Here is an 18340-nt window from a genome sequence, read left to right as displayed (position 1 = left end):
CCACAGGTAAGAGATGCAATGGAGAAGTGACCCTTACTGTTCGTCTCAGCGTGTGTGCTCTCGCGCACCGTTCGAAGTGATCTTGCGCCGACGGGAAAACTTTTTCTTCTGCACAGCCGGTGGATGGGATATGGGCAGGTCAGAGGTGGTGTTTCGGAAAGCTGCGCGGCTTGTTCACAGGGCTGTCCACCGGGTCGTGCACAGGTTTTGCGGAGTTCTCCACAGCATCCGGGCCGTCGTCCACATGGCCTGTGGATAACCAGATTGGCTGACGGTGCCGCGGGGCCTACCGTGGACCGGCGCCCGCTCCGTCCGTCGGTCGAGAAAACGACACAAAACCGACGGCGCCAGAACCGGAGTTGGGCGTCTTATTTGTCAGTGGCGTGCCGTAGAAATGAGAGGCACGCGAGGGTCCGCTCGGCGGACGGGAGGAGGTGGCTCGGTGAGTATTTCCGAGCCCTTGGACGACCCGTGGGCCGACAGCGGGCCCAGTGATCGTCTGCCTGCTTCCCGCCGCCGCAGTGACGGGGGCCGGGGCCGGGACGAGCAGCACGACCGAGGCCGGGAGAGCGGCGAGTGGGACGGCGGCGGTTCGGCCTTCGAGCGGGTGCCGCCCCAGGACCTGGACGCCGAGCAGTCCGTCCTCGGTGGCATGCTCCTGTCCAAGGACGCCATCGCGGACGTCGTCGAGGTCCTCAAGGGCCATGACTTCTACAAGCCCGCGCACGAGACGATCTTCCAGGCGATCCTGGACATCTACGCCAAGGGCGAGCCGGCCGACCCCATCACCATCGCCGCCGAGCTCACCAAGCGCGGTGAGATCAACAAGGTCGGCGGCGCCTCCTATCTGCACACCCTCGTCCAGACGGTGCCGACGGCGGCGAACGCCGAGTACTACGCGGAGATCGTCCACGAGCGCGCCGTCCTGCGCCGCCTGGTGGAGGCCGGGACCCGCATCACTCAGATGGGATACGCGGCCGACGACGATGTCGACGAGATCGTCAACCGTGCCCAGGCGGAGATCTACGCCGTCACCGAGCAGCGCACCAGCGAGGACTATCTGCCGCTCGGCGACATCATGGAGGGCGCGCTCGACGAGATCGAGGCGATCGGCTCGCGTACCGGCGAGATGACCGGTGTGCCCACCGGGTTCACCGACCTCGACTCGCTCACCAACGGCCTGCACCCCGGCCAGATGATCGTCATCGCGGCCCGTCCCGCGATGGGCAAGTCCACGCTCGCCCTGGACTTCGCGCGGGCGGCGTCCATCAAGCACAACCTCGCGAGCGTCATCTTCTCCCTCGAAATGGGGCGCAACGAGATCGCGATGCGTCTGCTGTCGGCCGAGGCGCGGGTGGCCCTGCACCACATGCGCTCCGGCACCATGACGGACGAGGACTGGACGCGGCTGGCGCGCCGGATGCCGGAGGTCTCGGCCGCGCCGCTCTACATCGACGACTCCCCGAACCTGTCGATGATGGAGATCCGCGCCAAGTGCCGCCGGCTGAAGCAGCGCAACGACATCAAGCTCGTGATCATCGACTATCTCCAGCTGATGCAGTCCGGTGGCTCCAAGCGATCCGAAAGCCGTCAGCAGGAGGTCTCGGACATGTCCCGTAACCTCAAGCTGCTGGCCAAGGAGCTGGAGGTCCCGGTGATCGCGCTCTCCCAGCTGAACCGTGGACCCGAACAGCGCACCGACAAGAAGCCGATGGTGTCCGACCTGCGTGAGTCCGGCTCCATCGAGCAGGACGCCGACATGGTGATCCTGCTGCACCGTGAGGACGCCTACGAGAAGGAGTCCCCGCGCGCGGGCGAGGCGGACATCATCGTGGGCAAGCACCGTAACGGTCCGACGGCGACGATCACGGTGGCCTTCCAGGGCCACTACTCCCGCTTCGTCGACATGGCGCAGACCTGATCCCTCCGCTCAACGCTGATGCGCTCGACTCCCGCGGCCCCCTCGGGGTGGACTGGGGGGATGACGACACCTCAGGAAGAGTTGCTGCCCGGGACCCGGCGGGCGCTGTCCCACCGGATCGCCGTGGCCCAGGCCGAAGGGCGGACGCCCTCGCTGGTCGCGGCGGTCGTGCGGAACGGGCGCGCGGTGTGGCACGGATCCCGGACCTCGGTCGAGGGGCACGGTCCCGACGAGAACGTGCAGTACCGGATCGGCTCGATCACCAAGACCTTCACGGCCGTTCTGGTCATGCGGCTGCGCGACGAGGGGCTGCTCGACCTCGGTGACCCGTTGGAGAAGCATCTGCCGGGGACCGGCGCGGGGGAGGCCACGATCGCCGAACTGCTCGCCCACGCCGGCGGTCTGGCCGCCGAGTCCCCGGCGCCCTGGTGGGAGCGGACGCCCGGCTCGATGCGGCCCGAACTCGCCGATGTACTCGGAGAACGGCCCTTGCTGCACCCCGTGGGCCGACGCCACCACTACTCCAACCCCGGCTACACCCTGCTGGGCGCTCTGGTGGAGAAGCTGCGAGGGGCGCCCTGGGAGGACGCACTGCGCAGTGAAGTGCTCGAACCCCTGCGACTGAACCGCACCAGCGGGCGCCCGAAGGCGCCGCACGCGGGCGGCTGGGCGGTGCACCCCTGGGCCGATGTGATGCTGCCGGAACCCGCGGAGGACCTGGGGCGGATGGCTCCGGCCGGGCAACTGTGGTCCACCACGGCCGACTTGGCGCGGTTCGCGGCCTTCCTGGTCAAGGGGGACGACCGGGTGCTGAGCGCGGCGAGCGTACGGGAGATGCGGGAACCGGCCGCGCCGGGCGAGTCCGCGGATGTCGCCGACGGGTCCGCGTACGGACTGGGACTGCAGATCCAGCACCGGCACGGCCGGCTGCTCGCCGGGCACTCGGGGTCGCTGCCTGGCTTCCTGGCGAGCCTCTTCTTCAGCGAGAGCGACGATGTCGCGGCGGTCGTGCTCGCCAACTGCACCTCGGGCCCGCTGCTCTCCCTGGTCGCCGCCGACCTGGTGCGGATCGTCGCCGAGGCGGAGCCGCGGATCCCCGAACCCTGGCGGCCCATGACCGACGTCGATCCTGCCGTCCTGGAACTGGCGGGCCAGTGGTACTGGGGGACGTATGCCTTCGCGCTGCGGTTGACGGCCGATGGGTTCGTCTCGCTGGAGCCGTTGTCCGGCAAGGGCCGGCGCTCACGGTTCCGGGCCAACGGTGACGGCACCTGGACCGGTCTCGAGGGCTACTACGCCGGAGAACTCCTCCAGGCCGTACGGCGTCCGGACGGGACGGTGAGCCATCTCGACCTCGGGTCGTTCGTGTTCACGCGTCAGCCGTACGACGAGGGGGCTCCGGTGCCGGGTGGGGTGGACCCGGAGGGGTGGCGGGGGATTCCGTAGCGGCTGCCGAGGGGGAGCGCCCTGTTCTCAGCCCTGTCTCAGCCCTGTTTCACGTGAAACAGGGCATCCCGGCCGTCACAGGACGCGCTTGAAGCCCACGTGCGAGGCCTCGAAGCCGAGCCGCTGGTAGAAGCGGTGGGCGTCGGTGCGGGAGGCGTCCGAGGTCAGCTGGACGAGTTGGCAGCCCTGGCGCCGGGACTCGTCCACTGCCCACTCGATGAACTGCGTTCCCAGGCCGCTGCCGCGCTCGTCGGCGTGGACGCGGACGGCCTCGATGACGGAGCGGGTGGCACCCTTGCGGGAGAGTCCGGGGATGAGCGTGAGCTGGAGGGTTCCGACGACCCGTCCTCCCCGCTCGGCCACCATCAGATGCTGGTTGGGGTCACGGCTCAGGCGGTCCAGGGCCGTCAGGTAGGGGGTCAGGTCGTCGGGCGACTCGCGCTGGGCCCCCAGGGGGTCGTCGGCGAGCATGGTCACGATCGCCGGAACGTCGTCCGCGGTGGCGGGGCGTATCTCAAGATCTCCCATGCGGCTCACCCTATGCGGAGGGCGAACGCCGGCGAGGATCGGTTGCCTTCGCTTGCAGATAAAGCGCGTATGCAAGTATTGTCCTGACGCGTAAAGCTCTACTGCAATCTTCTGGGAAGGTGGCTCCCTATGCCGCTCGCGCTCCTGGCCCTGGCGATCGGGGCCTTCGGAATAGGGACGACCGAGTTCGTGATCATGGGCCTGCTGCCCGAGGTCGCGGCCGACTTCGGGGTCTCGATCCCTACCGCGGGCCTGCTCGTGACCGGCTACGCGCTTGGCGTCGTGGCCGGAGCGCCGCTGATGACCGTGGTCGGCACCAGGGTCTCCCGCAAGCGGATGCTGATGCTGCTGATGGGCCTGTTCATCGCCGGAAACCTGCTCTCCGCGCTGGCCCCGGCCTTCGCCGTCATGCTGACCGGCCGCATCGTCGCCTCACTCGCCCACGGCGCCTTCTTCGGCATCGGCTCGGTCGTCGCGGCCGAGTTGGTCGCCCCGGACAAGAAGGCCGGCGCCATCGCGATGATGTTCACCGGTCTCACCGTCGCCAACGTCGTCGGTGTCCCGCTCGGCACCTTCGTCGGACAGTCCATCGGCTGGCGCGTCACCTTCGCCATCGTCGCCGCCCTCGGCGTGATCGGCCTGACCGGCATCGCCCGCCTGGTCCCCGACCTGCCCCGGCCGGAAGGCGTACGGCTGCGCCATGAGCTGGCCGCCTTCAAGAACGCCCAGGTCCTGCTCGCGATGGCGATGACCGTGCTCGGCTTCGGCGGAGTCTTCGCGGCCATCACCTACATCGCGCCGATGATGACCCACGTCACCGGTTTCGCCGACGGTTCGGTCACCTGGCTCCTGGTGCTCTTCGGGCTCGGCATGGTCGGCGGCAACCTCGTCGGCGGCCGGTACGCCGACCGCGCGCTGATGCCGCTGCTGTATGTCTCTCTGGGCGCCCTCGCCGTCGTGCTGGCGCTGTTCACGCTCACCGCCCACCACAAGGTCCTGGCGGCCGTCACCATCACGCTCATCGGCGCCCTGGGCTTCGCCACCGTCCCGCCGCTGCAGAAGCGCGTCCTCGACCAGGCCCACGGTGCTCCGACCCTGGCCTCGGCCGTGAACATCGGGGCCTTCAACCTCGGCAACGCGCTCGCCGCCTGGCTCGGTGGCGTCGTCATCGCGGCCGGCCTCGGGTACACCGCCCCCAACTGGGTCGGCGCCGCCCTCGCCGCGTCCGCGCTGCTCCTGGCCTTCCTCTCGGCCGGCCTGGAACGCCGCGACCGGAGGACCGGGGCCGTCGTCGCCGGGTCCACGCCCGTCCCGCCCGTCGAGAAGCAGGCCGTGGCCCACCGCTGACCGGGCGGCGTGAGGCAGACCCTGGCCCACCGCTGCCCGGACGGCGAGAAGCAGGCCCTGACCCACCGCTCACCGAGCGGCGAGCTGAAGGCGGCCTTGTTCCACCGCTGACCAAACACGACCGCCGGTTCCCGACAGCTCCGGGAACCGGCGTAGTCGTGTCCGGGTGGCTCAGCCCGCCGCCACCGTGAGAGGGGCGAACCGCCGCTGCCAGTCCCCGGGCAGCTCGGGGATGCCGTAGATCATCACCGAGTTGAAGGCGACGGATGCCAGGCCCCGCTCCTTCGCCCAGGCCAGCAGCTCTTCGTGCCGTACGTCGATGTCGGTGCGCAGGGGCCGGTCGGTGTGCGCGGCGAGGGAGGCGATCAGGGACTGTGCGGTCCGGGTGTCACGGGCGATCAGTGGGCCGACGACATGGGTGTCCATGTTGGGCCAGGCGGCCGCGAATCCGGTGATCCGGCCGTCCTCCTCCGCCACCCGCAACTGATCGGCGAAGGCGGGCAGCCGGGTGAGCAGATGTGTGCGGTCCGAACCGAAGACCTCTTCGTCGAGCCGGAGAATCGCGGTGAGGTCCTCGGCGGTGGCCGCGCGCGTGGGGACCCCCGGCTCCGGGCCACGGGGCGTGAAGTAGCCGCGCAGCATCTCGGCTCGGCCCGTGGCCTTGAAGCCGAGTTCCTCGTAGAGCGGCCGGCCGTTCGGCGTCGCGTGCAGCGTCAGCGGGGTGGTGCCCTGGGCCGAGAGGACGTGCCGCATCAAGTGACGCCCGATGCCCCGGCGGGCGTGCTGCTCGGCGACCAGCACCATGCCGATGGCCGCCAGATCGGGGCGCCCGGGCCGGCCGTACTCGGTGACCACGCAGGCGCCGATGAGCCCGCCGTCGGGGTTGTCGATGCCGTAGCCCTGGCCCGCGGTGAGGAGGAAGCCCCACTTGTGTTCCTCCCGGGGCCAGCCCCGGTTCTCGGACAGGTCGGCGCAGGCGGCGAGGTCACGCGGCGTCAGGGGGCGGATGGGCAGAGCGGCGGGGGAAGGTGTCGACACGCAGGTCAGGCTGTCTGACGGGTGGCCTTGCCGTCCACCCGTTTCCGAGGAGTCGTACGAGCTTTTGCCCACAGCATGGGCTTGGGCTCCGGGGGCACGATGTTTCACGTGAAACATGGACGAACACCTCGCGCCGGACCGGCCGGACAGGGGCCCGTTCGCAGCCGTACCGACCTCCGGGGCGATCGGCGACGACCGCCGACCCCGTCCGGCCATGCGGCACTCCATGGAGCAGGATCGACGGGAACCCTATGAATTGGTGCGGCCTGCCCGGTAATTGAAAGAAGTCACGGCTTCACCCCCGGTCGTCATGTGACGGGGGATGGGGGGACTTGTGTGCGGAGCGCTGGCCGGTAGGGTCGACTCCGGTTCGCATCCGGGACGGGCTCCGGAATGACCGCACACGACCCGTGCGAGCCGGGAACAGGGCAACGCAGCCTAATGGGACGGAGAGATCGAAGACCCGCGATTGCGCTTATGCGGCCGGGGTGGGCACACGCGGTGGGACGCTGCGGTGACAGGACTGCGGCCAATATCACAGTCTTATGTTACTTGTCCGTACGAAGCGTGCATACAGGTTTGAATGTGGCTGTACGGGCCAGGGGCACCGAACGGGAAAGCAAGCCGTCTGCGGGGGAAAGCAGGCACCTTCCGGCCGAGGAAGTGCGCAGACCGACCGAAAGATGTTCGAGGCGAGGCACACACCATGGACGCTCCGACCACCACGTCGGCCGACAACGGCACTTCCGGCGGCGGCAGCGGCTGGTTCACGCCGCGCACCCAGCCGACGACCAGTCAGGGCAGTGAGCCGGAGACGACCGAGGGCAACCGGCTGGCCGCGATGCGCCCGGTGAGCAGGCCGGGGGCCGACGCCGGGGCGACCCCGGGTGCGCGGCAGGAAGCTGCACGGCCTGTAGCGCGGGAGGCCACAGCGCCCGCAGCGCAGCAGGCCACACCGCCCGCAGCGCCGGAGGCCACAGCGCCCGAGATACCCCTCCACCCCTCCACCACCCCCACCCCGCCCGAGCCCCGTCTCTCCGGTCAGCGCCCCGCCGCAGCGCAGCAGGCCTCCCCCGACGCCGTACTGGTCCGCCGGACGATGGCCGAAGTCGGTCCCGTCGCCGACAAGGTGACCTCCTACTTCTACGCGCTGCTCTTCGTCCGCCACCCCGACCTCCGCTCCCTGTTCCCGGCCGCCATGGACACCCAGCGGGACCGGCTGCTCAAGGCGCTGCTCACGGCGGCCGAGCACATCGACAACACCGAGGTCCTGGTCGCGTATCTGCAGAACCTGGGCCGGGGCCACCGCAAGTACGGCACCCGGCCCGAGCACTATCCGGCCGTGGGCGAGTGCCTCATCGGCGCGCTGAGCAAGTACGCCTCCGCCGTCTGGGACGCGGAGACGGAGGCGGCCTGGGTGCGGACGTACACGACCATCTCGCAGGTGATGATCGACGCGGCGGCCGCGGACGAGCTGCGCGCCCCGGCCTGGTGGTACGCGGAGGTCGTCGCGCACGAGCTGCGGACCCCCGACGTCGCGGTCGTCACCGTCCGCCCCGACCAGCCCTACCCCTTCCTCGCCGGTCAGTACACCAGCCTGGAGACACCCTGGTGGCCGCGGATCTGGCGGCACTACTCCTTCGCCTCGGCGCCTCGCTCCGACGGGCTGTTGTCGTTCCATGTGAAGGCCGTCCCCGCGGGGTGGGTCTCCAATGCGCTGGTGCACCGTGCCCGGCCCGGGGACATCCTGCGGCTCGGCCCGCCGGCCGGCTCGATGACCGTGGACCACACCACCGACAGCGGACTGCTCTGCGTCGGCGGCGGCACCGGCATAGCCCCCATCAAGGCCCTGGTCGAGGATGTCGCCGAGCACGGCGAGCGGCGGCCGGTCGAGGTGTTCTACGGCGCCCGCAGCGACCACGACCTGTACGACATCGACACGATGCTCAGGCTCCAGCAGGCGCACCCGTGGCTGGAGGTGCGCCCCGTGGTGGACCGGCACGGGCTGGTCCAGTTGCCGGACGCCATACGGGAGTTCGGACCCTGGTACGAGTACGACGCCTATGTCTCGGGCCCGCCGGGGATGATCCGCACCGGTGTGGACGCCCTCCGGAACACCGGTGTCCCCGCGGAACGCATCCGCCATGACGCACTGGAGGAACTGGTCGCCGCGGGGAGCTGAGCTCAGCCCAGGTCCGGGGCGTGCATGGCGCGTACGCCCTCGATGTTGCCGTCCAGATAGTGCCGCAGCGACAGCGGGACGAGGTGGACGGAGGCGATGCCGACGCGGGTGAATGGCACCCGCACGATCTCGTACTCGCCGATCGGCTCGTCGACCTCCGGACCGTGCCGCAGGGACGTATCCATCGACACCAGACGGCAGACGAAGAAGTGCTGCACCTTCACCCCGGTCGCGCCGCCGTCGTCGCCGATGTGCTCGACGGTGTCGACGAAGCAGGGGACCACATCGACGATCTTGGCGCCGAGTTCCTCGTACACCTCGCGGTGCAGGGCGTCCACCACGGTCGTGTCCGTGGGCTCGACCCCGCCGCCGGGCGTCAGCCAGTAGGGATCCATGCCCGGCTTGGTGCGCTTGATCAGGATCAGGTCGTCACCGTCCAGCAGAACGGCGCGGGCGGTGCGCTTGACCACGGGTCGGACGGTCATGGGAGAAATGTGGCCCGGCTGGTTCCACGTGAAACATCGCGACGGCGGCTCAGCACCAGTCGGCGGCCGCCTGCAGCAGCCACTCATGGGCGCGCGCGATGTGCGGCATCACCAGCGTCCCGGTGCGCACCACCAGGAAATACGTCCGCAGCGGCGGTACGGCGGGTTCGTGCAGGGCGACGACGTCACCGCGCTCCAGGGCGGGCGCACAGAGATAGCGGGGCAGCACCGCGAGGCCGGCACCCGCGACCGCGCAGGCCAGGGCCGCCCGTAGGTCGGGGACGATGACGGTGCCGGGCACGGCCGGGCAGGAGTCGAAGACGGAGGCCCAGTAGCGGGAGACGAAGGGCAGCGACTCGTGCACCTCGATCACCGGCACGTCCTCCAGTGCGGTCGCTCCGCCGCGGCACGGTGGTGCGGCGCAGATCCTCCCGGCCCACCGGGGAGCGGCGAGCAGGACCTGCTCCTCGTCGCAGAGCGCAGTCGCGGTGAGCAGAGCGCCGCGCGGGCGGGCGGTGCAGATGGCCAGATCATGATGTCCGGCGGCCAGCCCTTCCAGTGTCTCCTCGGCGTTTCCGAAGGAGGCCCGCAGCGCGAAGCCCTGGCCGTCGTCGCCGGTGAGCTCGGTCAGCGCGGGCAGGGCCCGTTCGGCCGTGAACTCGGGCGGTCCGGCGAGATGGAGGGTGCGCAGGGAGGACTCGTCGTCGAGGCCGGTCTCGGTGATCTCGACCAGGGCGTCCAGGTGCGGGGCGGCCTTGTGCGCGAGTTCGTCGCCGATGGTCGTCGGGGTCACGCCGCGCGCCTGCCGGAGGAACAGGGGGCGGCCCAGCTGCCGTTCGAGGGTGCGTATCTGGGAGGTCACGGCGGGCTGGGACAGCCCGAGCAGGGCGGCGGCGCGGGTGAAGGAACCGGCCCGGTGCACGGTCACGAAGGTGCGCAACAAGGCCAAGTCCATGCCCCACCCTCCCCTGTTCAGCCCTCCTCAAGCCCCCCGGCCGGGCCCAACTATAAATATGTCGATAGGCCTGTGTCGCTACTGTGATTGGACACTGACACACAGTCAACTAGCCTTGTTCGCGCGGTTCTTCGCGCGCGGAACCGAGGACGGTCCGAGCCACGAGGGGGGAGGCTCGGACCGTCCGTTGTACGTAGCGCAAGCCCCGCCGAGGCGCTCAGCGCGCCGACTCCTACAGCGCGCGCAGCACATCCGCCACCAGGTCCCCGGCGTCCTCGGCACCCACCGACAGCCGGATGAAGCCCTCCGGCACCGCGTCCCCGCCCCAGCGCCCGCGCCGCTCGGCCGTGGACCGCACGCCGCCGAAGCTGGTCGCGTCGTCCACGAGCCGTAGCGCGTCGAGGAAACGGTCGGCACGCGCACGCGTGGGGAGCGTGAAGGAGACCACGCACCCATAGCCCCGCATCTGCCGGGCCGCGGTCGGGTGGGAGGGGTCGGCCGGCAGCCCCGGGTAGCGCACCCCCAGCTCCTCGGGCCAGTCGCGCAGCGCCTCGGCGACCGCCAGGGCGGTGGCGTTCTGCCGGAGCACGCGCAACTGGAGCGTGGCGAGGGAGCGGTGGGCGAGCCACGCCTCCATGGGGCCCGGAATCGCGCCGACGATCTTGCGCCAGCGGCGGACGGCGGTCATCGCCTCGCCGGCGCGTCCGCAGACGTAGCCGAGCAGGATGTCACCGTGCCCGGTGAGCTGCTTGGTGCCGCTCGCCACCGAGAAGTCGGCGCCGAGCTCCAGCGGGCGCTGCCCCAAGGGCGTGGCGAGGGTGTTGTCGACGGCCACGAGGGCGCCACGCGCGTGTGCCGCCTCGACAAGGCGCCGGATGTCGCAGACGTCCAGGCCGGGATTGGAGGGCGTCTCCAGCCACAGCAGCCGGGCGCCGTCGAGGACGTCGAGCTGAGCGTCGCCGCCGGTCGGCGCGGTGCGCACCTCGATGCCGTACGCCCTCAGCTGGTCGCGTACCAGGGGCAGCGCCTGGTAGCCGTCGCTGGGCAGCACGACCGTGTCCCCGGCGCGCAGCTGGGAGAACAGCACCGCGGAGACGGCGGCCATGCCGGAGGCGAACACCAGCGTCTCGACGCCGTCCTCGTCCGGCGCCTCCAGCTCCCCGATGGCCCGCTCCAGATGGGTCCAGGTGGGGTTCTCGTCGCGGCCGTAGGTGTACGGGCCGGTGGGGTCGCCCGGCAGATGGAAGTGCGCGGCGAACACCGGACCGGGCAGGGTGGGCTCGTGCTTGACCGGCTCGGGCAGTCCGGCGCGCACCGCGCGCGTGCCGTCTCCCGGGCTCCCGGCGGCGCTCACGCCGCCCGCTCCCCGGTCTCCTGGCGCACCGCGTCCAGCAGACCGCCGCTCGCCGCCTCGACCATCGCCAGGCACTCCTCGAAGCCCCCCGCGCCCCCGTAGTACGGGTCGGGTACGTCGAGGTCGTCGCCGGCAGCGGGGCCGTAGGAGCGCAGCAGCCGCACTTTCGCCGCGTCCTGCTCGGTGGGAGCCAGCCGGCGCAGCGCCTTGAGGTGGCTCTCGTCAAGCGCCACGACCAGATCCAGACGGGCGAACCAGGACGCCTGGAACTGCCGGGCGATATGGCTGCTGTCGTAGCCGTGCAGCTCCAGGACCGCGACCGTGCGCGGGTCGGCCGGGTCCCCCTCGTGCCAGCCGCCCGTGCCGGCGCTGTCGATGTCGATCAGGCCGTCGAGCCCGGCCTCGGCCACCCGCGCGCGGAAGACGGACTCGGCCATCGGGGAGCGGCAGATGTTGCCGGTGCACACGAAGCAGACGCGGTAGGTCATCGGCGCTCAGTCCCCGTCGGGCAGGACGACGTTGAGCGCCCAGGAGACGACCGAGATGATCAGGCCACCGAGAACGGCGGTCCAGAAGCCCTCGACATGGAAGCTCAGGTCGACGGTGTCGGCGAGCCAGGAGGTCAGCAGCAGCATCAGCGCGTTGACGACCAGGGTGAACAGGCCGAGCGTGAGGATGAGCAGCGGCAGGCTCAGCAGGCTGACGACCGGCTTCACCAGGACGTTGACCACGCCGAAGATCAGCGCGACCAGGATCAGGGTGCCGACCTTCTTGCCGGTGCTGTCGCCGGTGAGAGTGATCTTGTCCAGCAGCCATACGGCGACCGCCAGGGCACCCGCGTTGGCGATCGTCTTGACTACGAAATTCTTCATGTGTCTGATCGTGGCAGACGAGATCAGCTGCGAGCAGTGTGACGAGGGCGGGCAAGAGCGATGAAGGCATTCCGGCTGGATGAACTGGAGGCGGAACGCGCCGCCAATGACGGCGCCTACCTGCAGTTTCTGCGTGAGCGGAACATGTCGGTCGGTCTGTACGCGCTCGACGCGGGCGATCACGATCCCCAGCAGCCGCACCAGCAGGACGAGGTCTACTTCGTCGTGAGCGGCCGGGCCGCGATCACGGTCGGCCTGGAGACCACCCAGGTGGCGCGCGGCAGCGTGGTGTACGTGCCGGCCGGCGTGGCCCACAAGTTCCACCACATCAGCGAGGACCTGCGGGTGCTCGTGGTGTTCTCTCCGCCTGAGAGCTGAGGGTCCGACCCCCGGATTCCCTAGGGGATCGATCAGGGGAGGACAGGGGGCGCGAGGCCCCCGCCGGAGCCCTCCGCGCCCCTAGCATCGAAGGCAGGCAAGACGAGACGGCTCGCCCGCGCAGCGCGGGCCGTCCTACCGGACCCGGCACAGTGACGGGCGGAGAGGTAAGGACGAGGGCGATGGGTGAGATCTTCGCGGGACTGCCGTGGTGGGTGAAGTGGATCGCGGTACCGGTCATCGCCCTGGTGGTGTTCGGCGGGCTGATAGCGAACATCGTCGGCTTCGTCATCGGGCTGCTGTTCAAGGTGCTGGTCTTCGTGGCCCTGGTCGGCGGACTCATTTACGTCGTACGGAAGTTCACGTCGAGCGCTTCCTCGCGGAGCGACTTCTGACGGGCCCACGTGCACCGGGCGAGCGGTAACCAGAAGCACTGGTTCCCTCGGCCGAGGGAAGTTTCCCTGGCAGGCCGTCTGCGAGCGGTGACGGACGAATAGAGTCCGGAAATCGACGCGGGGACGACCCCGCGAGCGGCGTACACCCCCACCCGTGTTCCCCGCACGGGCTGCCCCCTCGCGCTTCGGGAGTGACCCTTGGCCACGGTTGACACCGCACCCTCCGAAAACCCGACAGTCCGCAACCCCACAGTCCACACCCCCACAACCCACAACCCCACAGGCCGCGCACCCGACCGGGCCCCCCACCCCGGCGCCGGGACCCGCGCCCGGCCCCCGGTGCAGCCGACGCCCGAGCGCTCCGGGAATCCGCCCGATCCGGCGAGCGCCGCCCACTCCGCGACCCTCATCGGATCCGTCCAGCGCGCCATGCGCCTGCTGGAATCCGTCGCCGAGCACGAGCACGGCGCCCCCGCCAAGCAGCTGGCCCGGGAGAACGGCCTGGCGCTGCCCACCGCGTACCACCTGCTGCGCACCCTCGTCCACGAGGGCTATCTCCGCCGGGACAAGGGCCTGTTCTTCCTCGGAGAGGCAGCCGAGCGGCTGGGCACCAGCGGAGCCCAGCAGAAACGTCGCAGCTCGGTCGCCGACGCACTCGCGCACTGGCGGGACGCCATCGGGGTGCCCGTGTACTACGCGGTGTACCGGGACGGCGAGATCGAGGTCATGTGCGTCTCCGACACCCCGGGCAACCCCGCGGTCGAGGAGTGGGCCGACTTCCGGGAGACCGGGCACGCGCACGCCATCGGGCAGTGTCTGCTGGCCCAGGTGGACGAGGCCACCCGCCGCGACCATCTGGAGCGCTATCCCGTGCAGCCCATCACCCCGTACACCGTGCGCGACGACCACACGCTGCTGCGCCGGCTGGACCGGATGGACCGGATGGAGATGGTGACCGAGCGTCAGGAGTACGCGCTGGGAACGGTGTGCGCCGCGATTCCGATCACCGTCGGTACCACGGCGGCGACGATGGCCATCTCTCTCCCGGCCCACCAGGCCGACCGGCTGCTGGTCGCGGCCCGGCAACTGCAGAGCGAGATCGGACGGCATCTCGGGTCGCTGGCGATCTCTATCAGTATCTGAAAACTCACTCCTTGTGATCTCCCGTGTACGTTCAGCAAGATTCCTCTGTGTCGGGGAACCATTCCTGGCCACATCCACGGCAGATGACGGGGTAGGCGATGCACGAGTCCGTACAGGCAGAGGTCATGATGAGCTTCCTCGTCTCCGAGGAGCTCTCTTTCCGCATTCCGGTGGAACTGCGGTACGAGACCTGCGATCCCTACGCCGTGCGGCTGACCTTCCATTTGCCCGGAGACGCGCCGGTGACCTGGGCCTTCGGGCGGGAGCTGATGATCGACGGGGTGGGTCGGCCATGCGGTGAGGGTGATGTGCGGGTTTCCCCGGCCGACCCCGACGCGCTTGGCGATGTGCTGATCCGGCTTCAGGTGGGCGGCGATCACGCGCTGTTCCGTTCCTCCGCGGCGCCGCTCGTGGCGTTCCTCGACCGCACCGACAAGCTGGTGCCGCTGGGCCAGGAGGGTGCGCTGTCCGACTTCGACGCCAGTCTTGACGAGGCACTGGACCGCATCCTGGCGGAGGAGCAGAGCGCGGGCTGAAGCGGTGCGGCAGGGCGGCGGGAGACAGCCGTAACGCTTCAGCAGGCGGCCTGGGGTTGTGCAGGAACGCTTCTTCGCTGCACCGGGCCGTTGAGGCCGGAACCCAACCGTCCGTTGAAGCCGAAACCCAACTGTCGGGAGGTCCAGGCGGCGGCCCCGGGCCTCACCGCTTCCGCCGTCGCCCCCGTCCCCCTCGCGCCGGAGCCGGGCGTCCCCCGGCCGCGGCGGGCTCCCGCTCGGGGCGGTCGGAGGCGACCATCAGCGCGGCCAGGGCCGTGGTGACCGGGACCGAGGCGACCAGGCCGATCGAACCGACCAGGGTGCGCACGATCTCCTCCGCGACCAGCTCACTGTTGGCGACCGTGCCCACACTGCTCTGCGCGATCGAGAAGAGCAGCAGCAGCGGCAGCGCGGCGCCCGCATAGGCCAGGACGAGGGTGTTGACGACGGACGCGATGTGGTCGCGGCCGATCCGGATGCCGGCCCGGTACAGACCCCGCCAGCCCATCGTCGGGTTGGCCTCGTGCAGCTCCCAGACGGCCGAGGTCTGGGTGACCGTCACGTCGTCGAGGACACCGAGGGAACCGATGATGATGCCGGCGAGCAGCAGACCGCTCATGTCGATCTCCGGGTACAGCCCGTGGATCAGACCGGTGTTGTCGTCCGTGTTGCCGGTGAGGGCGGCCCAGTCGATGAAGACCGAGCCGAGGATGCCGATCAGCAGCAACGAGATCAGCGTCCCGAGAACCGCCACGGACGTCCGGGCCGACAGGCCATGGCACATGTAGAGGGCGATCAGCATGATGGCGCTCGACCCGACCACCGCCACGACCAGCGGGTTCGATCCCTGGAGGATGGCGGGCAGGATGAAGAGGGTCAGCACCAGGAAACTGACGGCGAGCGCGATCAGCGCCATGACACCGCGCAGCCGACCCACCGCCACGACGGCCAGCGCGAAGAGCCCGGCGAGCACCGCCATCGGGATCCGGCGGTTGACGTCGGTGACCGAGTACTGGAGGTCCTTGGGCGCCGAGGGCTCATAGGCGACCACGACCTCCTCGTCCTCGTGCAGCTGCCGCGACTGGTCCGGCTGGACGATCTCGGTGAAGGTGCGGCCCTTGTCCTTGCCGGAGTCGACGCGGATCGTCGCCTTCTTGCAGGTGCCGTCCTCCTGCTGCTGCGCCGAGGAGCCCTCCGCGGTGGAGGTGTCGCCGGTCGGGGGAACCCCGGAGGCGTTCACCGAGGAGCAGCTGACCTCCTCGACCTTGGTGACGGTGGCCTGCTGGGTCTGACGGTCGAAGCCGACACCCGTGCGCTCGTGCGAGGGCGCGCCACCCGGCCACAGCACCGCGAGCCCCACGACGACCGCCGCGGCGAACGGGATGAGGATCGCCGCGATGACCTTGCGCAGATGCTTGGAGACCGGGGCCGCCGGGCCATGGGCATGGCTGTGGGAATGGCCGTTTCCGTGCCCGTGCCCGTCACCACCACCGGTGGATCCGGAACCGGGGCCGCGGGGCGGCTCGGGCGGGAACGGGGGTTCATGCGTCGTGGTCACCGACCGATCATCGCAAGAACGACCGGGGCCCCCTGTTCACCGCGCCCGAATTGACGCTAGCGTGGGGGCACCTTTGTACACGCGGGAGCTCGGAGCACCGGGCTGAGAGGGCGCTGACCTCCGTCCCAGCGATGTTTCACGTGGAACGTCACCACACGCGAGTGACGTTGCACACGAAACATCGGCAGACGGAAGCCGCTGCGTCGACCGCCGAACCTGTTACCGGGTAATGCCGGCGTAGGGAGTAGGTCTCATGACCATCAAGGACGCACGCACGCCTGCCTCCACGCAGAACACGACGAACGGTGCGAACGGTTCGTCGAGCGATGAGGCCGGGAAGTCCATCGGCTGGCACAAGGCGTACGTCGAGGGCTCGCGCCCCGATCTACAGGTGCCGGTCCGTCAGGTGCACCTCACCAACGGGCAGTCCGTCACGCTGTACGACACCTCCGGCCCGTACACCGATCCGGGCGTCGACACCGACGTCCGCCGGGGACTTTCCCCGCTGCGGGAGAACTGGATCATCGGCCGCGGCGACACCGAGGAGTACGCGGGCCGTCCCGTCCGCCCCGAGGACGACGGGATCAAGCACACCTCACCGCGCGGCGGGCTGCGCAACCTCGACGCGGTCTTCCCCGGCCGCCCCCGGCTGCCGCGCCGCGGCCGGGACGGGCAGGCGGTCACCCAGCTCGCGTACGCCCGCCGGGGCGAGATCACGCCCGAGATGGAGTACGTGGCCATCCGGGAGAACGTGGCGCCGGAAGTGGTCCGAGAGGAGATCGCGGCAGGACGTGCGGTGCTGCCGGCGAACGTCAACCACCCGGAGATCGAGCCGATGATCATCGGCAAGCGGTTCCTGGTGAAGGTGAACGCCAATATCGGCAACTCCGCGGTGACGTCCTCCATCGAAGAGGAGGTCGAGAAGATGACCTGGGCGACCCGGTGGGGCGCCGACACGGTCATGGATCTGTCCACCGGCCGCAACATCCACACCACCCGCGAGTGGGTGCTGCGCAACTCCCCCGTCCCCATCGGCACGGTGCCGCTCTACCAGGCCCTGGAGAAGGTCGACGGCAAGGCCGAGGAACTGACCTGGGAGATCTACAAGGACACCGTCATCGAGCAGGCCGAGCAGGGCGTGGACTACATGACGGTCCACGCGGGCGTCCGCCTGCCGTATGTGCCGCTGACCGCCAACCGCAAGACCGGCATCGTCTCCCGCGGCGGTTCGATCATGGCCGCGTGGTGCCTCGCGCACCACAGGGAGAGCTTCCTGTACGAGAACTTCGAGGAGCTCTGCGAGATCCTCGCCGCCTACGACGTCACGTACTCGCTCGGCGACGGCCTGCGGCCCGGCTCGATCGCGGACGCCAACGACGAGGCGCAGTTCGCGGAGCTGCGGACGCTCGGCGAACTCAACCGGATCGCCAAGAGCTTCAACGTCCAGACCATGATCGAGGGCCCGGGACATGTCCCGATGCACAAGATCAAGGAGAACATCGACCTTCAGCAGGAGATCTGCGAGGAGGCGCCGTTCTACACGCTCGGCCCGCTGACGACGGATGTCGCCCCGGCGTACGACCACATCACCTCCGGCATCGGTGCCGCGATGATCGCCTGGTGGGGCACGGCCATGCTCTGCTACGTCACGCCCAAGGAGCACCTGGGCCTGCCCAACCGGGACGACGTGAAGACCGGCGTCATCACCTACAAGATCGCCGCCCACGCGGCCGACCTCGCCAAGGGCCACCCGGGCGCTCAGGACTGGGATGACGCCCTGTCCGACGCCCGCTTCGAGTTCCGGTGGGAGGACCAGTTCAACCTGGCCCTCGACCCGGACACCGCCCGGGAGTTCCACGACGAGACCCTCCCGGCGGAGCCGGCCAAGACCGCCCACTTCTGCTCCATGTGCGGTCCGAAGTTCTGCTCGATGAAGATCTCCCAGGACATCCGCCGGCAGCACGGCAGCACGGCGGGGGAGATCGAGGACGGGATGGCCCAGAAGTCCAAGGAGTTCGCAGCCGCGGGCAACCGCGTGTACCTGCCGATCGCGGACTGAGCACCGAGAACCGGTCCACGTCGGCCGAGGTCGGGCTGTTTCACGTGAAACAGCCGCGCCACAACACGCCACCACACACAAGGAGACGGGCGCCCCCAGAGCCAAAAACCACAAGCCCGGCGCGGGGCGGACAAGGGGGGGGC

Annotated in this window: 17 protein-coding genes; 9 read left to right on the top strand and 8 right to left on the bottom strand. The window is 69.8% G+C overall.

The genetic code is table 11. The annotated features are described in order from the left end of the window. Positions 1–442 precede the first annotated feature (442 nt). The gene (gene dnaB / locus ACWD11_RS07670) at positions 443–1921 is read left to right on the top strand and encodes a replicative DNA helicase (protein WP_250073678.1); all 1479 of its coding nucleotides are present in this window, start codon (positions 443–445) and stop codon (positions 1919–1921) included. Between the two features lie 60 nt (positions 1922–1981). Next, positions 1982–3367, top strand: coding sequence for a serine hydrolase domain-containing protein (locus ACWD11_RS07665; protein WP_451281897.1), 1386 nt, complete (start codon positions 1982–1984; stop codon positions 3365–3367). Positions 3368–3442: 75 nt separating this feature from the next. On the opposite strand, the gene ACWD11_RS07660 is transcribed toward ACWD11_RS07665, so the two are convergent. Further along, positions 3443–3895, bottom strand: a complete 453-nt coding sequence (locus ACWD11_RS07660) for a GNAT family N-acetyltransferase (protein WP_389416587.1) — start codon at positions 3893–3895, stop codon at positions 3443–3445. 129 nt (positions 3896–4024) lie between these two features. Here ACWD11_RS07660 and ACWD11_RS07655 point away from each other — a divergent pair, with 129 nt between their 5' ends. Continuing rightward, on the top strand, positions 4025–5242 hold the full coding sequence (locus ACWD11_RS07655) for an MFS transporter (protein ID WP_451281895.1): 1218 nt from the start codon (positions 4025–4027) through the stop codon (positions 5240–5242). 171 nt (positions 5243–5413) lie between these two features. Here ACWD11_RS07655 and ACWD11_RS07650 read toward each other — a convergent pair whose 3' ends face one another. Then, the gene (locus ACWD11_RS07650) at positions 5414–6280 is read right to left on the bottom strand and encodes a GNAT family N-acetyltransferase (protein WP_451281893.1); all 867 of its coding nucleotides are present in this window, start codon (positions 6278–6280) and stop codon (positions 5414–5416) included. 706 nt (positions 6281–6986) lie between these two features. On the opposite strand from ACWD11_RS07650, the gene ACWD11_RS07645 reads away from it, so the two are divergent. Continuing rightward, positions 6987–8462 (top strand): globin domain-containing protein, encoded by a 1476-nt coding sequence (locus tag ACWD11_RS07645; RefSeq protein ID WP_451281891.1) that lies wholly within the window; start codon positions 6987–6989, stop codon positions 8460–8462. Positions 8463–8464: 2 nt separating this feature from the next. Here the strand turns inward: ACWD11_RS07645 and ACWD11_RS07640 are convergent, their stop codons facing one another. The 5 genes from ACWD11_RS07640 to ACWD11_RS07620 form a co-directional block, all read right to left on the bottom strand. Beyond that, on the bottom strand, positions 8465–8947 hold the full coding sequence (locus tag ACWD11_RS07640; RefSeq protein ID WP_389416583.1) for an NUDIX hydrolase: 483 nt from the start codon (positions 8945–8947) through the stop codon (positions 8465–8467). A gap of 49 nt (positions 8948–8996) precedes the next feature. After that, the gene (locus ACWD11_RS07635) at positions 8997–9902 is read right to left on the bottom strand and encodes a LysR family transcriptional regulator (RefSeq protein ID WP_451281889.1); all 906 of its coding nucleotides are present in this window, start codon (positions 9900–9902) and stop codon (positions 8997–8999) included. Between the two features lie 232 nt (positions 9903–10134). After that, a complete protein-coding gene (locus ACWD11_RS07630) occupies positions 10135–11256 on the bottom strand; it encodes a cystathionine gamma-lyase (RefSeq protein WP_451281887.1) in 1122 nt (373 codons plus the stop codon). Next, complete coding sequence (locus ACWD11_RS07625) at positions 11253–11744, bottom strand: low molecular weight protein-tyrosine-phosphatase (RefSeq protein ID WP_451281885.1); 492 nt, start codon at positions 11742–11744, stop codon at positions 11253–11255. Before ACWD11_RS07625 ends, ACWD11_RS07630 begins: the two co-directional genes overlap by 4 nt. A gap of 6 nt (positions 11745–11750) precedes the next feature. Beyond that, positions 11751–12128 (bottom strand): phage holin family protein, encoded by a 378-nt coding sequence (locus ACWD11_RS07620; RefSeq protein ID WP_389416579.1) that lies wholly within the window; start codon positions 12126–12128, stop codon positions 11751–11753. Positions 12129–12188: 60 nt separating this feature from the next. Between ACWD11_RS07620 and ACWD11_RS07615 the strand changes: the two genes are divergently transcribed. From ACWD11_RS07615 to ACWD11_RS07600, 4 genes are all read left to right on the top strand, one after another. Then, positions 12189–12506, top strand: coding sequence for a cupin domain-containing protein (locus tag ACWD11_RS07615; protein WP_250073700.1), 318 nt, complete (start codon positions 12189–12191; stop codon positions 12504–12506). A 182-nt stretch (positions 12507–12688) separates the two neighbouring features. Beyond that, complete coding sequence (locus ACWD11_RS07610) at positions 12689–12901, top strand: DUF5326 family protein (protein WP_389416578.1); 213 nt, start codon at positions 12689–12691, stop codon at positions 12899–12901. A 339-nt stretch (positions 12902–13240) separates the two neighbouring features. Continuing rightward, positions 13241–14044 (top strand): IclR family transcriptional regulator, encoded by an 804-nt coding sequence (locus tag ACWD11_RS07605; protein WP_389416577.1) that lies wholly within the window; start codon positions 13241–13243, stop codon positions 14042–14044. 98 nt (positions 14045–14142) lie between these two features. Next, positions 14143–14580 carry an SsgA family sporulation/cell division regulator gene (locus ACWD11_RS07600; RefSeq protein WP_389416576.1) on the top strand — a complete coding sequence of 146 codons (438 nt, stop codon included), beginning with the start codon at positions 14143–14145 and terminating at the stop codon, positions 14578–14580. 163 nt (positions 14581–14743) lie between these two features. Here ACWD11_RS07600 and ACWD11_RS07595 read toward each other — a convergent pair whose 3' ends face one another. Beyond that, on the bottom strand, positions 14744–16138 hold the full coding sequence (locus ACWD11_RS07595) for a YibE/F family protein (protein WP_389416575.1): 1395 nt from the start codon (positions 16136–16138) through the stop codon (positions 14744–14746). Positions 16139–16391: 253 nt separating this feature from the next. On the opposite strand from ACWD11_RS07595, the gene thiC reads away from it, so the two are divergent. Further along, positions 16392–18197 (top strand): phosphomethylpyrimidine synthase ThiC, encoded by a 1806-nt coding sequence (thiC, locus tag ACWD11_RS07590; protein ID WP_451281882.1) that lies wholly within the window; start codon positions 16392–16394, stop codon positions 18195–18197. Positions 18198–18340: the final 143 nt, after the last annotated feature.

The sequence above is a fragment of the Streptomyces sp. NPDC002776 genome, from assembly GCF_053592195.1.
The sequence above is the reverse complement of the archived record's forward strand: the minus strand, read 5'-3'. Positions and strand labels throughout refer to the sequence as shown.